Origin of the sequence: Iocasia fonsfrigidae (assembly GCF_017751145.1) — a bacterium.
Taxonomy (GTDB): domain Bacteria; phylum Bacillota; class Halanaerobiia; order Halanaerobiales; family DTU029; genus Iocasia; species Iocasia fonsfrigidae.
Map to the genome: position 1 here is coordinate 3,000,599 of NZ_CP046640.1, position 18,351 is coordinate 3,018,949.

Annotated in this window: 16 protein-coding genes; 1 reads left to right on the top strand and 15 read right to left on the bottom strand. The window is 33.6% G+C overall.

Annotated elements, in window-relative coordinates:
• The first annotated feature begins 845 nt into the window (after positions 1-845).
• Entirely contained in the window at positions 846-3,368 is a 2,523-nt protein-coding gene (locus tag GM661_RS14405; RefSeq protein ID WP_230867463.1) for a gluzincin family metallopeptidase, read from the top strand.
• 195 nt (positions 3,369-3,563) lie between these two features.
• Here the strand turns inward: GM661_RS14405 and adhE are convergent, their stop codons facing one another.
• The 15 genes from adhE to GM661_RS14475 form a co-directional block, all read right to left on the bottom strand.
• Positions 3,564-6,167 carry a bifunctional acetaldehyde-CoA/alcohol dehydrogenase gene (adhE, locus tag GM661_RS14410; RefSeq protein WP_230867464.1) on the bottom strand — a complete coding sequence of 868 codons (2,604 nt, stop codon included), beginning with the start codon at positions 6,165-6,167 and terminating at the stop codon, positions 3,564-3,566.
• A 33-nt stretch (positions 6,168-6,200) separates the two neighbouring features.
• Positions 6,201-6,851: a redox-sensing transcriptional repressor Rex gene (locus tag GM661_RS14415; protein ID WP_230867465.1), complete on the bottom strand. Its 651-nt coding sequence runs from the start codon at positions 6,849-6,851 to the stop codon at positions 6,201-6,203.
• The gene (locus GM661_RS14420) at positions 6,844-8,316 is read right to left on the bottom strand and encodes a monomeric [FeFe] hydrogenase (RefSeq protein ID WP_230867466.1); all 1,473 of its coding nucleotides are present in this window, start codon (positions 8,314-8,316) and stop codon (positions 6,844-6,846) included. The genes GM661_RS14415 and GM661_RS14420 overlap by 8 nt, the downstream gene beginning before the upstream one ends.
• Before the next feature lie 20 nt (positions 8,317-8,336).
• Complete coding sequence (locus tag GM661_RS14425; RefSeq protein ID WP_230867467.1) at positions 8,337-8,576, bottom strand: (2Fe-2S) ferredoxin domain-containing protein; 240 nt, start codon at positions 8,574-8,576, stop codon at positions 8,337-8,339.
• A 12-nt stretch (positions 8,577-8,588) separates the two neighbouring features.
• Complete coding sequence (locus GM661_RS14430; RefSeq protein WP_230869806.1) at positions 8,589-9,755, bottom strand: SpoIIE family protein phosphatase; 1,167 nt, start codon at positions 9,753-9,755, stop codon at positions 8,589-8,591.
• Positions 9,745-11,463 carry a [Fe-Fe] hydrogenase large subunit C-terminal domain-containing protein gene (locus GM661_RS14435; protein ID WP_230867468.1) on the bottom strand — a complete coding sequence of 573 codons (1,719 nt, stop codon included), beginning with the start codon at positions 11,461-11,463 and terminating at the stop codon, positions 9,745-9,747. The genes GM661_RS14430 and GM661_RS14435 overlap by 11 nt, the downstream gene beginning before the upstream one ends.
• A gap of 13 nt (positions 11,464-11,476) precedes the next feature.
• Complete coding sequence (locus GM661_RS14440; protein WP_230867469.1) at positions 11,477-11,722, bottom strand: NAD(P)H-dependent oxidoreductase subunit E; 246 nt, start codon at positions 11,720-11,722, stop codon at positions 11,477-11,479.
• A gap of 182 nt (positions 11,723-11,904) precedes the next feature.
• Complete coding sequence (locus tag GM661_RS14445) at positions 11,905-13,128, bottom strand: TIGR00341 family protein (protein ID WP_230867470.1); 1,224 nt, start codon at positions 13,126-13,128, stop codon at positions 11,905-11,907.
• A gap of 85 nt (positions 13,129-13,213) precedes the next feature.
• Entirely contained in the window at positions 13,214-13,369 is a 156-nt protein-coding gene (locus tag GM661_RS19245; RefSeq protein WP_407929599.1) for a maltose acetyltransferase domain-containing protein, read from the bottom strand.
• Complete coding sequence (locus tag GM661_RS14450; protein WP_230867471.1) at positions 13,370-14,011, bottom strand: class I SAM-dependent methyltransferase; 642 nt, start codon at positions 14,009-14,011, stop codon at positions 13,370-13,372.
• A gap of 54 nt (positions 14,012-14,065) precedes the next feature.
• Positions 14,066-14,584, bottom strand: a complete 519-nt coding sequence (locus GM661_RS14455) for a MerR family transcriptional regulator (protein WP_230867472.1) — start codon at positions 14,582-14,584, stop codon at positions 14,066-14,068.
• A gap of 11 nt (positions 14,585-14,595) precedes the next feature.
• Positions 14,596-15,804, bottom strand: coding sequence for an MFS transporter (locus tag GM661_RS14460; RefSeq protein ID WP_230867473.1), 1,209 nt, complete (start codon positions 15,802-15,804; stop codon positions 14,596-14,598).
• A 504-nt stretch (positions 15,805-16,308) separates the two neighbouring features.
• Positions 16,309-17,088 (bottom strand): AAC(3) family N-acetyltransferase, encoded by a 780-nt coding sequence (locus GM661_RS14465; RefSeq protein WP_230867474.1) that lies wholly within the window; start codon positions 17,086-17,088, stop codon positions 16,309-16,311.
• 132 nt (positions 17,089-17,220) lie between these two features.
• Entirely contained in the window at positions 17,221-17,619 is a 399-nt protein-coding gene (locus tag GM661_RS14470; RefSeq protein WP_125991355.1) for an FMN-binding protein, read from the bottom strand.
• A 14-nt stretch (positions 17,620-17,633) separates the two neighbouring features.
• On the bottom strand, positions 17,634-18,185 hold the full coding sequence (locus GM661_RS14475; RefSeq protein ID WP_407929600.1) for a maltose acetyltransferase domain-containing protein: 552 nt from the start codon (positions 18,183-18,185) through the stop codon (positions 17,634-17,636).
• Positions 18,186-18,351 lie beyond the last annotated feature (166 nt).

Genomic DNA, 18,351 nt, shown 5'->3' on the forward strand with positions numbered 1-18,351 from the left:
ACTAAAATAACAAAAGAATGATATTCCAGTCTCGATTAGCCTTTCATAAATATTAAGTTTTTCCCTATCAGGATCAAAAAAATTTATAATTAAAAGTAAAATACTATAGAGTAACAGAAATAGTTGCTTTTTTTTTGTCTTGATATAAAAAATTTCATTTATTTTAAAAATATAATAATAACCCACTATTAATAAATCAGGTGCTAAGTAACTTAATATAGCTACTAGAATTATAGATAAATCAAGTGAATAATAGTACCATTCATTTATCACTCTTTCATTAGTATTTCTTAAGAAATCATTTGTTATTAATAATAAAAATAAGATAGAAAATATTATTATTTGAATATAATTTAAATTATTACAAATCTGATAATATGTTATTAATAGAATGAAAAAAAGAAGTATTATTTTAATATACTTATTATTTGTTAAATATTTACTCCGGTTTATCATTTATTAAGTTCTCCTCCTTAAAACTTCTGTTTAGATTATATCATCCAGGAAAAGATTTTAAAATATTACTTAAGTAATATGTAATTTGGTGTCTAAAGTAACTATAAAAAAATGGATTAATTAGTTATACTCTTGATATACTCTGAAATGTACAATATGGTATTTAGGTTAAGAATTAATAATTATCTTGTATTATTAAAATCACTATAAAGGGACTATAAAAAAAATAATAAAATAATGAAGTGAAGGAATAAATAAATTTACTGGAAATTAAAATCAATAAAATTTAATGTCAGGGGGAATCTACTTGACCTCTTTTCATATTAAATAGTATAATGTAGCAGTATTTGTATATTGAAACCAAGAAAATTGCAAGGGGGCATTTTACATTGAAAAGAATATTATTTCTATTTTTTTATTTGTTTTTGATAATAATACCTGTTTCATCAATAGGATTGGCTACATCTATTTCTGATTGGAAGACTTATGAAACAGATGATTTTATTATCTTTTATCCTCAAGGGTATGAAGCTCAGGCCAAAGAAACTCTCTATTATTTAAGTAAATATAAATCTAAAGTGGATACACTCACAGGTAATGATAATAAGATTAAAACACGCATTGTAATTCAGGATAGCGGCTTATTAACTGATGGTGAAGCTGACCCTATATCTGTTAAAATTAGCATTTTCACTTGTAATCCAGAGCTTTTTTCAAATATGATAAGTTATGATAGCTGGTTAAGACTGGTCAGTGTCCATGAGTATACACATATATCTCAAATGACTAATAGCAGTGGAACAGCATCTTCCTTAACTAAAATATTTGGTAATTATTTTTCACCAAATATCCATATCCCACTGTGGATGATGGAAGGAATTACTGTATATAGTGAATCACAAGTCAGCCCTTATGAAGGGAGATTAAATGGTGGATATTTTGATACCTTTATAGCAAGTAAAGCAGCCGAGGGCAAATTACCATCTATTTTAGAAGCCAATTATGGGCATAATCATTTCCCTTTCGGACAATATTATCTTTATGGTGGAGAATTCTTTAAATATTTAGCAGCAACTTATGGTGAAGAGAAAATCACCCAATTTTTTAACGAATATGGGTCATATTACTGGACACCTATAATAGGAGATTTCTTCCCTGCTCTAGGTATCGATAAAGCAGCAAAAAAAATATATGGTAAAACCTTTCCACAATTATTTGAAGAATGGCAGTTAAATGAAACAAACAAATATAAAGATTGGAAAATAAGTGGAACAGCGGTCGTTAAAAATAAACTAGGTGGAAGTATTTATGGTTTAAATTATGCCAAGAAAAAATTATATTATTTTAAAGTTAAACGCATTACTCCAGGACCTTTCAGATATTTTGAATTATATAACTTAGTAGAATATGATTTGCAGAATAATAAAGAAAGAATTTTAAAAACTTTTTCTGAACCCTGGAATGGTATGATTCAAATAGTAAACAACAAATTATATTTTTCTCTTCTTGATAAATCAGGAGAAAATGCTATTTTACATAGTTATGACTTGAAAACAAACCAAATACAAAAAATATTAAAAGATGATTTTAATGATTTCACTGTTTTAGATGATGAAATAATTATTTATGCCAAGAAAAATAAGGATAAATACGGTTCAGAAATATGGAAATATAGTAATAAAGACAAGCAAAAAATAGGGATTACGTTAGAGCTTATTAGCGAAATGAAATCTTATCAAGATAAATTTATTGTAGTTAGTAAAGAAGCTGTCGGTTCTTATGGCATAAAATATTTAAATATTGACGATCTATCTTTAGAAGCAATTATTGATACTCCTTATGCTGAAGCAAATATGAACCTAATAGGAGATAAACTTTATTATAATAGTAACTACCAAGGATTTACTACTACCTATCAATATGATTTATACAAAAAGAAATTAGTTGAATTTACTGATGGTAATAACTCGATAAGAGGTATTCAAGCACTTGATTATAAAGATAATCTTTATTTTACTTCAATTTCTGCTGAAGAAATCAACTTATATAAAACTCCTTTAAATTATGAACCAGTACCAATACCCAAAACGGAAAATGTTGAAAGCGATGTTGACTTAGCTGATTTAGATATTGAAATAAAAGAAGGAAATGGATTGTCTAAAAGCTTAAGTTATTTGCTTAAACCAAATATAAGACTTTTCCCATCTTTATTGGCTGGACAAGATGCATTGGGTTTAAATTCCTATTCGATAGACTATTCTGATGATGGATTAGATTATTATTTCAACTCACAAATGTTATTACCATTTACTATAAGTCATGCTACACCAGATGATGATGACGAGGAAAGAGAGACAAAATTAGATTTATTTCTCCCTTTATCTTCAAATGTAATCTTAGATTATAATACTAATTTTAGTGAAGATGCTATTCCAGGCATAAGGTTTCTTTTACCTTCAGTTAGACAAAATCTAGCACTTTATTTACAAACTAACGTTAATAGTGATGGTGTTAATAGTGAATTGAATTACAGTTATTTATTTGATAATAGTAGTATTATTTTCCAAGGAAGTAAATTCGAAGATTTTGAAAAAGATGCTGATATTAGGGGTTTTGATTTTGACGATTTTGATAATGGTTACCAGGGGAGCCTTGAATATCTTTACAAATTAGCAGAAATAAAAAAGGGGTTATGGAATCCAAATATCTTTATTGGTGATATTTATGCTAGTGTTTTCGTTGACTACTTTAATGATACTGATTTAGATAATGAAGAATCAGCCTATGGCTATGAATTATCTTTTGAAATAGGTATGGCACAGCAAATTCATTTTGTTCCTATGATTGGTGTTGCTGTATCTGATGATGATACAGAAAAATATCTTGGTTTTAAAATCCTTGGTTTTTTCTAGTGTTATAATTAGTTAGCTTTCTTTTAAATAACCTATCATTAATAATCTACAGACATCTTCTACAATACATCTAAGCAAAGTAAGACAAAAGTATAAGCTTATTTTGGGACAAATAATTTCAAACAATTTTTCTAAAAAAGGCACCCTATTGCAGGATGCCTTTTTACTATAGATTATTATTAATTCTAAGTATGTTTAAGAACCATAAGCCTGACGGTAGACCTCTTTTAGCTCCGTTACTAGCGGCATTCTGGGATTAGTACCAGTACACTGGTCATTAAAGGCAATGTCTGCCATATCATCCAGTTCCTTTTCAAACTCTTTCTTTTCCACACCAGCCTCTGCTAAACTTAAGGGCACCTTTACTTCTTTCATCAAGTCTTTTACAGCTTTGATCAGGCTATCAACTCCCTTTTCACTGGTATCTGCGGGCAGCTCCAACATTTCTGCAATCTCAGCATACCTCTGGTCAGCCTTGGGATATTCATACTGTGGAAAAGCCGCCAGTTTACTTGGTTTACCAGCATTATATTTAATAACATGAGGAAGTAGAATAGCATTTGCCCTGCCGTGTGGTATATGGAACTTACCACCAAGAATATGTGCCATACTATGATTAATCCCCAGAAAGGCATTAGTAAAGGCCATACCGGCAAGGCAGGAAGCATTATGCATTTTCTCTCTGGCCTCTTTATCACTACCATCTTTATATGCCCTTGGTAAATATTTAAAGACTAACTTAATAGCCTTCTCTGCCAGAGCATCTGTATAATCAGAAGCCATCACAGACACATAAGCTTCAATAGCATGTGTTAAAACATCCAGACCTGTATCAGCAGTTACAGAGGCTGGTACAGTCATAACCAGTTCCGGATCAATAACAGCTATATCTGGAGTAAGTTCATAATCTGCCAATGGATATTTTATATTCTTCTTTTTATCTGTTATTACTGAAAAAGCGGTAACCTCTGACCCTGTACCGGAAGTGGTAGGAACAGCTACAAAAGTCGCTCTCCTCCCCAGGGCTGGAAACTTAAAGGCCCTCTTTCTGATATCCATAAACTTAAGTTTTAAATCATCAAATTTAATATCCGGGTGTTCATAAAACAACCACATTCCTTTAGCAGCATCCATTGCTGAACCACCACCAAGGGCAATAATAAGGTCAGGTTCAACATCTTCCATAGCCTGACAGCCACGCTGCACTGTTTCGACAGATGGATCAGGCTCCACATCAGAAAAAACCTCCATTGCTATATCTGCTTTATCTAGCTGATAGGCCACCTTATCAACAAAACCAAGGTCGACCATGGTCTGGTCTGTGATAATAAAGGCAGTCTTACCTTTTAATTTGCTTAAGTATTGTAAAGAACCATATTCAAAATATAGTTTTGGTGGAACCTTAAACCACTTCATCCTTTCCTTACGAATAGTTACCTTCTTAATATTCAATAGGTTCTTAACACTAACATTATCAGTTGTTGAGTTTCTACCCATTGAACCACAGCCTAAAGTTAGTGAAGGGTTATTAGTATTATAGATATTTCCAATAGCACCATGTGAAGAAGGTGAATTAACCAGCAGCCTCCCTGTTCTGATACGTTCACTAAATTTATTAATAACCTCTCTATCATTAGAGTGAATAACCGCTGAATGACCTAATCCTCCAAATTCTGTCATCTCTTCACAACGTTTAATACCCTCCTGATAGTTTTTTACCACATAACAGGCCAGAATAGGACTTAACTTCTCACGGGACAAAGGATAATCAGGACCAACACCCTCTAATTCAGCAATCAGTATCTTGGTATCCTCTGGCACCTTAATCCCAGCCATCCTGGCAATTTTGGCAGCAGATTGACCAACAACAGCAGGACTCATAGCATTTTTTTCTTGATTTATAGCTATCCTGGATAAACTCTTTATTTCATTTTTATTAAGGAAGTAACAATTATTCTCTTTCATCAGGTCTTTGACCTCATCAGCAACATCCTGATCTATAATAATTGCCTGTTCTGAGGCACAGATAGTGCCGTTATCAAAGGTTTTGCTTAAAATAAGGTCAGCTACTGCCTGTTTAAGGTTAGCACTTTTTTCAATATAACAGGGAACATTACCAGGACCAACACCAAGGGCAGGTTTACCACTGGAATAAGCTGATTTAACCATACCAGACCCACCTGTAGCCAGTATCAGATGAATATCCTGGTGTTTCATCAAATAATTAGTAGCCTCCAAGGAAGGTTTTTCTATCCAGAGAATGCAATCCTCCGGTGCACCTGCTGCAACAGCTGCCTCTTTCATTACCCTGGCTGCTTCTATACTACATTTTAAGGCAGTCGGATGGAAACTAAAGATAATAGGGTTTCTTGTTTTAGCACAGATTAATGACTTAAACATAGTAGTAGAAGTAGGGTTGGTTACTGGTGTAAGACCAGCAATAACCCCAATTGGCTCAGCTACCTCCTGATAATTTTCAGCTGGATTTTCTGATATAATTCCAACTGTTTTTTCATATTTAATATCATGATAGACATATTCAGATGAAAAAAGATTTTTGGTAATCTTATCTTCATAAACCCCCATACCAGTTTCCTGATGAGCCATCCTGGCCAGTTCAATGTGCTTATCTACCCCTGCCAGGGCCATTCTTTTAGTTATCTCATTGATTTTATCCTGACTCAGTTTTTTATATTCTTCACCCGCCCTGACCGCCTTCCTGACTAATCTATCAACCATTTCCTCAACTGTTTCATTTTCCTTAAGAGTAGCAATCCTTTTTGCAGTACTAGTAGTCATCTTTTCATCCCTCCACTTATTTTCTTATATACCTTATGATTTTGACCCAAATTTTTCATCAATCATATATGACAGTGTCAATAGACTCTCACTAATGTGCACATTTTCAACCAGTACCTTTCCACTGTAGTTTAAACTAACTGGAGCAAAATTCCAGATACCCCTTATCCCCCCCCTTACAAAGATATCTGCAACATCTACAGCACTCTCTGGTGGTGTAGTAATAATACCGATATCTATCCTATTATTTGTCAAAAAGTCAGCCAGCAGACTGATATCCTGAACAAGAAGACCAGCAACCTCCTGCCCAATAAGCTCTGGATTTACATCAAATATTCCTTTAATATAAAACCCCCTTCTCTTAAAATTAGGATAATTAATAATTGCCTTACCAAGGTTTCCAGCCCCGGCAAGCACCATATCCATTTGATTATCTAAACCAAGTATCTTAGCAATTGCCTCCTTTAAATTAGCAACTCTATAGCCATACCCCCGTTGACCAAAATTACCAAACTGACTTAGATCCTGTCTTATCTGAGAAGCAGTAACACCCAATTTTTCCGCTAATTCACTTGAGGATATTCTCTCAACCCCTTTTGAATGTAATGTAGTAAGAAAGCGGTAATAGACAGGCAGTCTTTTAATAACACTTACTGCTATTGGCTTCTCCTTCTTTTTAGACATTCATCTCCACCTCTCTGCTCATCTTCTTTAAAAGTCCCTTGGCCTTAGCCGGACCTGTCATGGTACCAGGCCCACCTATACAACCATCCTGACAGCCCATTCCTTCCATAAAATCTATTTTAAATACCCCTCTGGAAATTTGTTTTAATAATTTATCACAATCCCTTATTCCAGCAGCAGTTTTAACCTGTAACCCATCTCTTTCCATACTATTTAAAATAGCCTTACTAACCCCTCCAGCAGCACAGAAATTCAAGGCATCAATAGAGGGATTTTCAAGATTATTATCTCTTCTGGACTTTTCACCACCCAGTTTAGCCAGATTAATACCTGCCCCTACTAAAACAGCAGCAATCTCTTCATAGGTAAGCACTCCATCTATTAGACCATTACTTTCTCTTATCGCTTCACCCTTTTTCGCCAGACAGGGACCAATAAATATATTTTTAATATCATCATCACCCGACTTCTTAAGCAGTCTAGCAGTTTTAAGCATAGGTGACTCAGTAGTAGAGATACCAGCGGTTAATTCTGGGTAATGTTTATTTATTAAATTTTTAAAAGAAGGACAGCAAGAATTAAAGGTAACACCTTTATTAAATTCTATATTTTCCAGCAATTCCCTGCTTTCTTCTCTAATTACCTCATCAGCACCAGCTGCTACCATAACAACCCTGGTAAACCCAAGCTTTTTTAAACCCTCTTTAAGTACATCCCAGTCTACTCCTGGTCCAAATTGCCCAATAAATGATGGGGCTACCAGAGCAACTGTTTCTGATTGACTATGCCTTAACATTTTAATGGCATTTACTATTTCAGACCTGTATGAAATAGCACCAAAGGGACAGGCAACAATACAGGCACCACACTCAACACAATTGCCTTCTTCAATAGCAGCACTGGCCTTATCTCCGGATACTATTGCATCAACAGCACAGGCCCTACTACAGGGACGTTCTATCTCTACTATTGCACCATAGGAACAGGCCTTAGCACATAGGCCACATTCAATACACTTTTCTCTGATTATAAAAGCCCTGTTATCAACTATTTTGATTGCATCCCGGGGACAGCTATTAACACAATTATGGGCTACACAGTTACGACAGGCATTAGTAACAAACATCTTATCTATTGAACAATGGTCACAGGCCTCCTCAATCAAAGTAATATATGGTTTATCACTTCTTGCTACTGGTTGATCAAGTACATTCCTGGCCAATTCCTCAAGCCTCTTCTTACTATCTTCTGCTGTAATATCTATCCCTAAAGCAAGTTTAATTCTTTCTTGAAGAATCGCCTGTTCTTTATATTGACAACAACGGTAACTTGTTAAGCCTTCATCTGTTAATTTCTTTGGTAAGCCCTCAACATCTTCAACTAATCTATTATTAAATATTAAAGCAGCAACCTCTGTAAGGACCCTCCGGCGTATCTTGGTTACTTCTGAAATGACTTCAGCCATTTTATTTCACCACCTTAGCTTTATATTAAACTTTTTTTAATCTCCTCAACAACAGTTTCAGGTGTAACCTTATCCAACAGTACACCGGCTATTCGCACATTTGGACCCTTACCACACCTATCCATACACTGTACATACCTTAAGTCAATTCTTTCCTTTATATTGTCTGCCAGTCTATCCAGACATTCCATAATCAAATTACTTCCCATCAAGTGACAGGAGGTACCAACACAAACCTCTACACTTATCTTTTCACTCATCTACTTAACCCCCTAATATCTCTCTATATTTACTTCTTTTCCATGTTTACGAAGCAGATTAACTAATTTACCGATTATTACTGGTCTAGGCTTTAACTGGAGTGACTTCATCAGCTCTTCATGTGCTGGATTTACAGCTGACCCCATCAGAAAAGTAATCTCATCGGCCTTTAAAAGGGATTTACTTAGAATACTTGCCCCGTCTTTTATACCATCAAATTCATTCTTATTATCATTAAAATTATCTTCAGACAATTGTTTGATTTTATCCACTGTCTTATTTAGGGTTAATATCCCTTCTGTTACCAGGTCTATACCTTCAATGTCAGCTACTGGTGGTACACTAGGGTCTATATAATCCAGTGATGTTTCTATCTCAAACCCAAGTTCCCGGGCAACCATATTACCAGTAGCCCCACCACAAACTATTTTTTGGGCATTGGTATAATCAAGAAATTTAGCTACTAGCTGACTATCGTATCTCTTTTTCTGAGGGGGACCTGTCAGAACAACGGCAGACCTTGGTCTCCTTGATTTAATAACAAGAGCAGTAGAATCATCCCCTGCTTTTCCCATATAACAGGCCTCTGTCAGGCCAATAATCTTCTTAGCAACCTTATCTGCTGCTTGCTCTGTCAGATTGCGTTTGAAAATATTATCAAGTAAACGATCGCGTCCTAGTCCCAGTTCAAAGAGTCCTCCTACCCCTGCATTAATAACCCCATCACTGATCAGAAATAACAGGTCATTTAATTCGAGTTGAAAAAAACTCTCATATACCTCTTTACCTGCTATATTCCTCTTTATCTTCTTGATAGAGACAATATCATTATCCCTGATTAACATAAGTGAAGGGTTATCATATTCTATCAAATGAGCACTACCATCTATTTTCACTTTCAGAATTGATAATGTTGAATAAGCAATCCCTCTTACCTTACAAATCGGGAGTGTATCAGCAATTGTTGTAAATACTTCTTCCAGCCTAATATTCTTCTCCAGCATCCTGGAAGCTATCTGAGTAGAAAGGATTGATAAGATACTGGCTTTAATACCACTACCCAGTCCATCAGATAATATAACAGTAGTTGAATCCTTTTCTTCGATTATTTTTGTAGTATCACCACACACCTCTTCCCCTTTTTTGCAAAGACTGGCAATGCCGATGTCAACTTTCATCTTCACCTGTATTCGCCTCTTTTCTATTCATTATATCAATTAATTCAAGAAGTGTTGCTTTAGTCTCTGCTGTACTTTCACCCAGTAAACCAGCAATCTGCTGGGCAACTTTCATCTGTTCACGTATTACCCTTTTGGCCTTATTAAGGGCTGACAGCTTCATATCATCAATCTCTGCCTTGCGTTTTTCTTCTGCTGTTACATCAGTAATTAATCCTATTACAACCCCATATTTTTCCAGCGGATAAATACTTTCCCTGGTTATCAAACTATACTGTTCATATTCCTTATATTTATCAGTAATTATCTCCTGATTATCCCTGACTTCAATATAATCTGCCGGATCAACAAAGGAAGATAAATATTTACCTTTAGGCTTAATACCTTTTCTATTAAACATTTTCTCAGCTGTTGGATTAAATTCTTGAATAATCATATCTTCACTGACGATAATAATGCCATTTAAAGAACTGTCAACAACTGCATGTGATAGTGATTCTGCTTTTTCCCGCATATATGGGATACACATCTCCACTTCAGCCCTCCCATTATATACCGCTACAGCCTTTTCCCGACAACTGGAATAACCACAACCACCGCAATTACTTTCATCCTCTGGGGTAAACTTACCTGTCAAGGCAAGAATCTCCCTTATCTCTTCTTCACTAGGCAATTTATCCTTCTGCTGATAATGTCGATATTTCCTTTGATAATTTCTAGGAGAAATATCATTTTCCTCATTAAATCGGGGTGTATCTTCTATAAACTCACTTAATCTCATCTTGCGATGGGCAACACCATAATCATTAGCCATAGCCGGCCCACCAATACAGCCCCCCTTACAACCAAGGGCCTCAACAAAACGGGGACTTATCAATCCCTCTTCCATATCTTTAAAGACCTCTATAGCTTCCTCTACACCCGAAACGGTAATTACATCACCCAGGAGTGAGCCCTTTATTCCTGCTACTTCAAGTATCCCCCTGTGTAGTGGATAGGCCCTCGCCCTTGAAGAAATACAATCAGGATAGATATCTGCCAGACTATCTGCTTCAATACCTTTGTCCTTAAAAAACTCTATTATTTCTTCAAAAGTCAAAACAGCATCTAAAGGATTATCTTCATCCCAGCTGAGCTCCTCCTTTTTACTAAAACAGGGGCCGATAAAGATAATTTTATAATCCTCACCCAATTTTTCGCTTAATAAACGAGCATGAATCATCATCGGTGACATAACAGGGGACAATTTATCTATTAGACTATGAAAATTTTTTTCTATCAAACTTACAATAGTAGGACAGCAACTTGATATTAACGAATCATCACCTTCATCATGACAGACATCATAATATTCCCTGCTAACTATCTCCGCAGCCAGAGCCGTCTCTTCAATTACAGCTATCCCCAGTTCTTTAAGACCAGCTACTAATTTCCAGGGGGTTTGATAAGTTGTAGCTGCCAGATATGAAGGGGCTAAACTCACTGCTATTTTTTCTCCATCAAGCAGATACTTATCCAGAATATCTATAGCAGATACTGTCGTCTTAGCATTCTGTGGACATATCTCTATACATCTACCACATAAAATACATCTTTCTTCTATTACCCAGGCCTGATCATCATTTAAACCAATTGCCTTTAGGGGACAGTGTCTTATACATTTGTAACAATCCTTACATTTAGCTTCACTGGTTAAAATAATAGCCATATATCTTGCCTCCCTATATATCTAAACGTTTTTCTAATTCATCGATTATATTATCTTTTGTGATATTTGTTACAATCTCTTCATTAAACTTGACTACAACCCCTTCGGTACAATGACCCTGACAGAAACAGGCCTTTAGTTTTATCTCTATCTTTGCTTCATTTTCAGCAATATAGCCCTGTAATATATTGATAATCCCTCTTGAACCCTTAACATGACAGCCACTTCCAATACAAACAGTAATATTAATTCTCAGCACCCCCTACTGACAGGTCATTTTCTTTTGTTAAATATTTAACAAAGAAGAACAAAAAAAATAACTGGTCTTTGTTATATAATTCACATTTTAATTATATTATAGCATATATCTACTCTATGTCAAGACAGTTCATAGATCTTTTGTTAGGAATTTAACTTATATTATTAAAAAGGATTCACCTTTTATGTTTTAATTTCTTTAATTGGTATAATTTTAAAATTAATACTATATTCATTGTTCAATTTATCACTTATTTCCTTTTTAATATCATTAAGAAAATCTGTACTAATCGATTCATCGGCATATAGATAGGCATTTATTAATTTACCCTGAATTTCTATATCTTCTATTCGATAGCTCCAATCCATCACAAGCCTTTCTTTTATTACTGACTTTATTATATCTTTTGGTTTTTCAATATAAAATTGATGTACAGTAAGTATACCTAATGGTACAGAAAGCAAAATTACTGAAATAACAAAGAATACCATACTCTTCTTGACAATCTTCTGGGCTTTAACTTCATACCACATCTGAGGTCTCACCCCTTTAAAATAAAAAACTATCAGGGTAGCCAGTAATAAAGAAAGATAGTTACCAGCCAGTAATAGTGAAGCACCAATAATCATAGTAGTATAACCAAAAGAAAGACCAATGCCTATTGTACTCATCACTGGTAACAGGGCAGCTGCCACCATTACACCGACCAGACCAGACCCTGGCTGCCCCCGCTTAACAAGGGAATAAGCACCTGCTGCACCTGCTGCCATAGCTATAAATAAATCAGCCAGTGTTGGATACATCCTGATTCTCAATGAACTTGTAATATCAACATTTGGTATAAAAAGCCCAAAGATTGCCCCTACTACCACTGCCAATACAACTGCCAGTATTTCAGCAGCAATACCTTTTCTGATTAACTTATTATCTCCTAAAACAATCCCAATCGTAATACCCAGTATTGGCCCCAATACTGGAGCAATAACCATTCCCCCAACAATAACAGCTACATTATCCAGTATTAAACCAAGACTGGTAATAATTGAAGAAAATATAACCAGGAAAACATATTCACTATTAATACCTGACTTTTCCTGGGCAAAGGTTATTAATGACTCCCGGCTGGCATGGAAATTTGCTTTCCTAACCTTTTTCCTGTCTCTAGGAATTACAGTATCAGGTGTAAAGATTATTAAACTTCTTTCCTTATCCCCTTTAAAGTCAAATCTGCTCATCAAATTATCCAGGAGTATATCAGCATCACCATAGAGCAGATTTATAATTAAAAGATCACCAGTTTCTGATTTTATTAACTTATAATCTTGTATATCCACACCAAGAGTATTGAGGAACTTAACAGCCTCCTTACCCTCCCCCGGTCGAAAAACCGCATGAACAATCTGCATAAAAATCCCCCCTTTGTAGCTACTAGTTTTCAACAAAGAAGGGGTTTTTATGCTTTAGTACGTTAAACCTATTAGGAAAGTTTTTTCAGTATTTCAATTTTATTTCTCCTTCAGATTGATTAAAGCGCTTAGTCATTTTTCTAGCATAACTTCTCTCCTTCACCAGTTGTTCATCAGAGGTGTTATAAAAAGTTCTCCTGCTAACATTTTTTCCTTTTCTGTCATGTTTTTCACTCCCCATTTACTTTTTACCAATATAATAAAAACCATTTGACTTATTTCCATTCATTGTATTATAAGTTATTTCTTCAAATACAATTTTTTCAAATGATCTAGTCAATAATTTAATCCACTCTATACTGTGATGTCTAAATACTCCCCCCTCTGATAACTCAAATACCCCAAATTGCTTATATTTATCACTAAAATAATTGTATCTCTTTAAATTCCGTTCATCATTATTAAGTAAAAAATCATTAATATAAATAATACCACCTGGTTTTAAAACCCTTTTAATTTCCCTAATTAATCTTTCCTGTTCCTCATCCTTGATAATACAGGTCAATACCGCAAAAACAATTACAGCATCAAAGAAATTATCTTCAAAATCAAATTTTTCCTTAGTCTTTAGTGTTAAATTTACAAAAGGATAATCTTTTGCTGCCCTTTCTAGCATGTTTTTAGATATATCAGTTCCATATAAATTTTGATAACCGTTAAGGTACAGCTCATGTAATGTCCTTCCATAACCACAGCCAAAATCCAATACCTTAGCCTCTTTCTCAACATACTTTCTGAATACATTAAGCTGAAAGGGTGTTGTGAATTCCTTATTATAGGCTACTTCATCCCAATACTTTCGACAATCAAAGTCTTTAGTCATTATTACACTCCTTCTATAAATTTTTATCATATTTTATTCCAATTTTACTTATAGTTATTTATTATAATATCCCCTAATTTTATCTATTTCACCTTTAGTTAGCCCTAAATACTCAAGAAATGATTGGTGTTCTTCTGGGTAGTCCAGTTCAAGCTTTCTATGTAAATTATCAGCTAATTCATCTGATATAGAAACATCTTTTAACATTTTTATCCATTTTTTCTTTCTTTTAAAACCAAGCCTTTTCAAAAGTCCATTATCCTCTATTAGTTTAATAATCATAAGTTGCTGACAGCGTATTTTTCTTATATCCCTATTTAATTTCTCTACGTGCTGTCGTAATACTTCTGTACCTTTATTATCACAGTTTATTATCTTATTAATGTCTTTAAGAGGCAAACCTGCTTCTCGATAAGATACTATTTTGGCTAACCTTTCATATTTTTCCTCTGAATAAAGTCGGTAATTAGATTTTGATCTTTTGCTTGGCTTTAATACATCAATAGAATCATAATATAATAGAGTACTTCTAGAGATATTAAATCTTTTAGCCAGTTGACCAATAGTATACATAAAATCACTTCCTAATAGTTTTCTTCATAATTTAATTTAGATTTAAAATATAAAACAAAAGATAATATAATTAAACCATTAAGAACTATAACATAAGCTGGAACAGTATATTCCATTAAAACTCCATAAATTAATATCCCAGCTGGCAGAGATAAATTTGCAATAGAATTAGCAGTACTAAATACTCTTCCCCTTAAATCAGTTGGAACATTTAATTGCAATATTGTTCTCCAGTTAACTGATATTTTAGAAATACTCCCACCTACAATTATCAAGAAAAAAAGATATGGTAAAATAGATTTACACATACCCATATAAATAACTCCCAGGCTTAAAAAAGATAATCCAAGCAAAATAAAAGAATTTAAAATTATATCACTTTTACTTCCTTTATTAAATTTTAACGACAATTTTAGTATCGAACCAAGAATTAAACCTAAACCTAAAGCCATCTCTAAAAAACCTAAATTAATAATTCCATTTCCATTTATATCATCAGCCAAAAAAGGCATTACAACCATTAAACTTCCTACAAATAAATGAATGCTGCTAATAACCTTCATTATAAAAATTAGTCTGAGATCTTTTCTAATAAAAGAAAAACCTTTTTTGATTTCATCTAATAAAATATTCTTCTTCAAAGATACTTCTGCATTATACCTTATAAAATACTCAACAATACCTGAAAAAATGAATGAAAAACTATTAAATAATAAGACTGGGAAAAAACCAAACCAGCTTACTAAACCACTACCAAATAAAGGCCCTATTACAGTTGTTAATCCATAAATTAATTGACTTAATGAGTTTGCATCAATAACTTTGTCTTTTTTAACAACACATGGAATTATTGACATAACTGAAGGATTAAATAAAGCTGAAAGTACAGAAATTGCAATGTTTACGATTAAAATAAAACATACAGATAAAATATTATAATAGAAAAAACAACTAACAAGCAATATAATTAAACCCCTTATTATATCAGTCACAACCATTATCACTTTGACATTTTTCAAATCAATAAAAGCCCCAGAAAACAAACCAATTATAGCCTCAGGTAGTAATGAACACATTAAAGAAATACCCATTATAACAGGTGAATTAGTCTTTTTTAATAACCACCATGCAAGTGCAATACTATATAAACGGTCCCCTAATTGTGATACAATTTGCCCTGTCCACACTAAAAAGAAATCTTTATTTATAAAAACCTTCATCTTTTTATCCCACCTACCTCCCTATATTACTTTATAATATAAACTATAAAGCTATAGACAGGTCAAGATAATTTATAGTATTTGAATAATAAGCTAGAGAAGAAATTTCTATCTTTTGACTACTGCAATAATCATTTATATATGGAACCTTATTATCAGTGAGATTATCTACATCAATATGACTTACCCCTATATAAAACAACGCTCAGCCTTGCCCTGAGACCAACTAGCAACTTCAATACATTGATATCCCATATCACTTGCAATATCAACTAATTTTCCAAAACTATAATTATCAAAATTGAACTTGCAAAACCTAATTTTACCCTACTCTACCTCCTTAATCTTGTTTGATAACAATAGAACGTCCACTTTTATATGACTCAATACTAGCAAAAATCACCCTTATTGTTTTTAATGTCTCTACACCATAAATATCAGACTTTTTCTTTTCCTTAAGACATTCAATGAAGTAATCAACAACAAATAACATTAATGATAAATTTACTTGTACCAGTTTGGGGGAATAGGTCTATTATCTGCAAATAAATCAATATCATAATTTAAAAACTTAGTAGTAATATCACCCATCCCTACAGTGTCACACAAATAACACCTCGCATCTCCAATCAAACCTTTAACTGCTATACCTTTATACAATAAAACATCACGTAGTTTATCATAATTTCTAGATACATCCCCATAAGTACTTTGATGACCATATAAATCCACGTGATAATCATTGCCATATGGATTTATTATTTTAATCCTCTTAGACTTATTAGCAAGTCTATTGGGGACACAGCACCATTCCTCAACACTATGAATAAAGGTATTAGTTTTTAGACTACAACCCAAGAATAAAATCTGCGCTTTTCTATCATATAAGCGTCCCCAGCAACCCCCTCGCGGACATGGCGTATTAAATCTCTCTTCACCTTGTATATATTCCAAAGCATCTTTACCCCTGGCTGCAATAGAATGAGTTGGATGTAATGACCTTACAACACCAGTTTTCTTCATGAATATATTAGAGAGAATTCCAACACATGAAGGTTCTGTTAATGGATCATAAATATCATTTACTAGATTATCTTTACCCCATGAATGGGTTGGAAATATCAACAATCCCTGCTTCATATATTCTACAAAGGCATCAATAACTGTTTCAGCACCACCATCAACATCTCCAATTGATTTCATTGAAGAATGTACTAATAATGTCCCTTTGGAGTTAATACCCAATAACGAAAAATAATTAATTATATCAGCTTTTGTATACATAAATCCCTCCACTTTCTTGTTCAAAAAAACTAACAAAATTAAGCAGCCAATGAAATACAATTAATTATCATGTAACTGTTAATTATAGTTTATAAATTGCATTCCATTATCCTGATTCCATGGCAAACTAACTTAATTTGAACTTAATGCCTCTTCAATTGCTTTAAGTATTACTTTACTACTTGAAGTTGCACCAGTAATTACATCAACTCCTAAAGTTTGCTCTTCTATTACTTTTGGGATAATTACTTCAGCTGCTTCACCCCTGCCATTTTTATGCTTTAGTAATTCAATATCTACTATCTTATTATCTTTAACTATTACTTTAACCTCAGCAGCAACCCATTTCACCTCATAACTACCCTGGTATACACCATCTGCTATTTGGGATAAGTCGATCTGTGATATAGTAATATCATTCACTTGTTCTTGATATGTTTTTAAATCATTATAATAAGCTACACCCTTAATCCCTAAAATTATAATAATCAATCCTAAAATAAGTAAAATCACTTTTTTCTTACTTAACATTTTCATCACCCTATTTATAGTTTTTTTATTATCTTAGCAGGATTTCCCCCCACAACTACATTATCAGGCACATCTTTCACCACAACAGCCCCTGATGCCACTACCACATTATTACCTACGTTTACCCCTGGATTTATGACTGCACTCCCACCAATCCAGACATTATCTCCAATCTTTACTGGTTTAGCATATTCTAAACCTGAAACTCTAAGTTCCGCATCCAAAGGATGTGTAGCGGTGAAAATACATACCTTTGGCCCTAGCATACAATTTTTGCCTATAACAACCTTACAAACATCCAGTATAGTACAATCATAATTTGCATAAAAATTATCTCCTAAATAGATATTACTGCCATAATCACAGCGAAAATTAGGTTCAATGTAAATTCCTTCTCCTGTGCTACCAAAAAGCTTTTTAAGTATTTCAATTTTATTTTCTTTTTCAGATTCATTAAAGCATTTGGTCATTTTTCTAGCATACATCCTTTCACTTAACAGCTGTTCATCAGATGCATTATAAAATTCCCCGGCCAACATTTTTTCCTTTTCTGTCACATTTTCCACTCCTCATTTACCTTTTTTACAATCTGTCCACATCCAGACCCTATACATAAATTTGAAATCCTGCATCTTTTGTGTATAGAATATGGAAATTACATATACCAGCAGAAAGGAAATCAGTATTAGCATGGGCTAAATATATTTTTTCCTAACTATCATAATCACTCCA